Origin of the sequence: Methanococcoides seepicolus, from assembly GCF_023684405.1 — an archaeon.
GTDB classification, from domain to species: Archaea; Halobacteriota; Methanosarcinia; order Methanosarcinales; family Methanosarcinaceae; genus Methanococcoides; species Methanococcoides seepicolus.
The window spans coordinates 1-3,193 of the sequence record NZ_JAGSOI010000113.1 but is presented as its reverse complement, the minus strand read 5'-3'; the positions used below and the strand labels follow the sequence as shown (position 1 = coordinate 3,193).

Sequence of the window (3,193 nt, the reverse complement as noted above, 5' to 3'; positions counted from 1 at the left end):
TCATATGCGGGATTTAATACATGAGAAATTTATGGAGTGCTCATCAAAAATTAGCTTTGCAAAGAGATGGATTGAAAAGTTTCTTAGTGAAAAACAGAAGTCCAAAATGTTGGGTGTTTGACTATAATACGGCTAAAGTTGAAGTAAGCAAAGAATACTTTGTAGCAGATGGTCTTTATTACACACAGGGTAGTCACACTTGCCTTCTGCCACTCCTCCCCCCTCAATATACAACTGCTCCGACTCTTACCAGTATGATTACGGTAGGTAACATTGCTTAATATTGAAAAGATTTGTATAAATCTTTTCTCTCTTTTTCATTCTATTTGAGAACTATATAAGTAAAAGTAATTGTAAATATATTTCGCAATATCTTCTATTAAAATGGTTAAAAAATGAACAACTCGATTAAAAAATTATAAGTCTTATTAAATGGTTTTATGTGGTGTTGCTTATGTTCAAATATAAAAAACATTTATTTGTAGGTATAATAATTCTCATATTATCGATTGTTGGAACAATTTTTGTTATTCAACATACTGATTCATTGGCATTTTCGATTGAAAATTATAGCAAAGATAATCATACCATTGAAGTAAAAGTCTTCAATGAAAAAAATGAACTTATATTTAATGAAACTTTTCCAAGTGACTATAGTACAGGAATATACGTGCCAATTGATACTCCTTTTGTAGGATCTCATCAATATGTTGTAACATTGGACAACAACATTACCAAAGAAAAAAATGTGTACTTGGACAGTTCTGATTATTTTATAATTGAAATATATGATAAAATACCAAATTCTTCTGATGGACACCTTGTACTACGTTCTTCTAGTGATTAATCTATGAGAATGTTGTATCAATTTTTCACAAAATACAGATGCTGTCTGGGCGACAGAAGTTGCTGCTGAGTTCACGAAGACTTTTGTCGACATGGGTATTGAGTGAAATGACATGATTAAAGAAAATGCAGAACGTATGCTTGATTCTGGTAAATTTGATCCAGATAGCGATGCGTATGCCATGTTACTCAAAGATGTCGGAGTCATGATGCCTGAGGTAGATCCGATTACATTATCCTTCAATTTCACTAAAGAAGAGTTCGATCAATGGGTAGCAGCTGAAAATGCTGCATCTTCATCGATAGCTGGCGTTGGAAACATGTTTGCCACATTGCCTGCCCCGCGACCAATCCACAGATAAGCGTCTGGATTGTCATTATCTGGATGAATGGCTATCCATGCTGAAAGATAAGGGACACTTGAGATCAAGCGTACTCTACGCATGCCAGTTTTTCCATCCACTGTAATTACTGCGCCGTATTGATCAAACTGTATATGCTTAAACTTCAAATTGCCCAATTCCGAAATTCGACATCCTGAATCATATAGAACTGCTACGATTGTTTTATCACGAGGATGATTAGCAACATCAATCATCTGTTTGACTTCATCTTCTGTCAGTAGTTCTTCTGGTAACTTGTTGTTTCTATGATTGGTTTTGATAGTAACCCAATCTACAAGTTCAGGTTTTTCCAACCATCTGTACATTCTTCGGATTGATATTTTGTATCCAGACTTTGTGTATGCACTTCTATCGGATCGTTCAACCTATCCAATGAAACGCTTAATGTCACTTACAGATGCATTGGGCAAAGGGATGTCATTCAACCAGACCGCATACATGTGAAGCTGGCTGATATATGCCCGCACTCCACCAATCGAGATCCCGTCAAGAAATAGATGGTTTTCAAAATCAAGTATTGCATCTTTCGTAGTACTAGGATAATCTGCTTCTCTAATTTTTCTTTCCGCAGATTCTAACAACTTATCGTCATCGTATATTCCCATTCATAATCCCTACTTTCTTTTTCTTTATATTGACCACCCATGCAGGATGAAAGTGTTCGTATGAATGTGTTTTCAACCATGAAACTTCGAAACTGTTCGAACCTATGGCTATTAAAAAAGAGATTAAAAAAAGAGAAAGACCGGCATCATACAGGAAAGGTCAAATATCAGTCAAGTAAGTGAAGCCCCGCCTGTTTTGCCTGCTCCATCAGTTCCGCATCCTTTCTCGCAGAACCGGGCAGGTCATATCCAGCTGCAACAAGCCTGTCTGTGACCGTCATACCAAAGAATAATTTCAGAATATTTCCGAACTCATCAAAGACGTTCTCATACATCGATCCGTTAGGATCTCCCTGTGCCCTTACGAGAACAGCGTTCTTCCCCACAGGTAACCTTGGTTTGAGCTCTGCATCCACAAGAGCATAGCAGCGATCCAAAAAAGAGCGCATCTGTCCGGTGAACTGATCGAAATATATGGGAGAACCGAACACAAAAGCATCCGCCTCTTCCAGCTTCTTGTAAACGTCCGTCATGTCATCCTTGAGCTTGCAATCAGCCATCACATTACAAAGCCCACACCCCTGACAAGCCTTGAAATCCAGGTCATTGATGTAAATGGTCTCTGTTTCAGCCCCCGCCTCTGCTGCCCCTTCAAGCACTTTCTGTACAACTACATCCGTGTTACCGTTCTTACGCGGACTTCCTACAATAGCTAATACTTTCATCATTCCACATCCTTAGAATAAATATGGATGATGATTATTTTTAAAGTTATCTAAAAAGTTGGAAATTTGGGGATTTTGTGAGAGGTGGGCTGTTTAGCTGCTTATGAAGAGGTAAATATAATCGGATTGTTGAAAAAATTATTCCGACTTTTTGAAGAAAATGATTATTAATGTACTTTTCAGTCTCATAAGAAATCTTGTTTTTATTAAAGTTCAGTACTTCGCTAATTTTACTATCAGCATGAAATAATGTCATTCGATAGCTATATATGCGGCGAAAACGCCGCCATATGTCATTTCAACTTCCCAATTCCAAGAACATTTCCAGAGTAGAACTAAGATCAAAAGAATGTATTGACACCGTTCTAAAACCACTTACAGATAATATTAAAATCAAGATCAATGGTTCACTTACCTGTAAAGATCTTTTTCATACTGCAGTATGTATGGCAGTAGATAAGGGATCGGTTCATTCCATTTCAAAAAACTACCAAAAAGTAGTATGTGAGACATCGATACGACATCATTTCCAAAAACTGGATCTTGATAATCTTATTCGAATAAATGAAAAGATTCTACTTCAAGAGGCTCTTAAGATTTTGGAAAAAGGAAA

The 3,193-nt window shown here is 36.9% G+C and carries 4 protein-coding genes and 1 pseudogene; 2 read left to right on the top strand and 3 right to left on the bottom strand.

What is annotated here, in order from left to right; all coding sequences use genetic code 11:
- The first annotated feature begins 454 nt into the window (after positions 1-454).
- Complete coding sequence (locus KDK67_RS13780) at positions 455-847, top strand: hypothetical protein (RefSeq protein WP_250869428.1); 393 nt, start codon at positions 455-457, stop codon at positions 845-847.
- 264 nt (positions 848-1,111) lie between these two features.
- On the opposite strand, the gene KDK67_RS13775 is transcribed toward KDK67_RS13780, so the two are convergent.
- From KDK67_RS13775 to KDK67_RS13765, 3 genes are all read right to left on the bottom strand, one after another.
- Entirely contained in the window at positions 1,112-1,543 is a 432-nt protein-coding gene (locus KDK67_RS13775) for a tyrosine-type recombinase/integrase (protein WP_250869427.1), read from the bottom strand.
- Positions 1,544-1,615: 72 nt separating this feature from the next.
- Entirely contained in the window at positions 1,616-1,855 is a 240-nt protein-coding gene (locus KDK67_RS13770) for a hypothetical protein (RefSeq protein ID WP_250869426.1), read from the bottom strand.
- Between the two features lie 167 nt (positions 1,856-2,022).
- The gene (locus KDK67_RS13765) at positions 2,023-2,583 is read right to left on the bottom strand and encodes a flavodoxin family protein (RefSeq protein WP_250869425.1); all 561 of its coding nucleotides are present in this window, start codon (positions 2,581-2,583) and stop codon (positions 2,023-2,025) included.
- A gap of 287 nt (positions 2,584-2,870) precedes the next feature.
- On the opposite strand from KDK67_RS13765, the pseudogene KDK67_RS13760 reads away from it, so the two are divergent.
- A pseudogene (locus tag KDK67_RS13760) lies at positions 2,871-3,193 on the top strand (ISH3 family transposase); the annotation flags it as partial.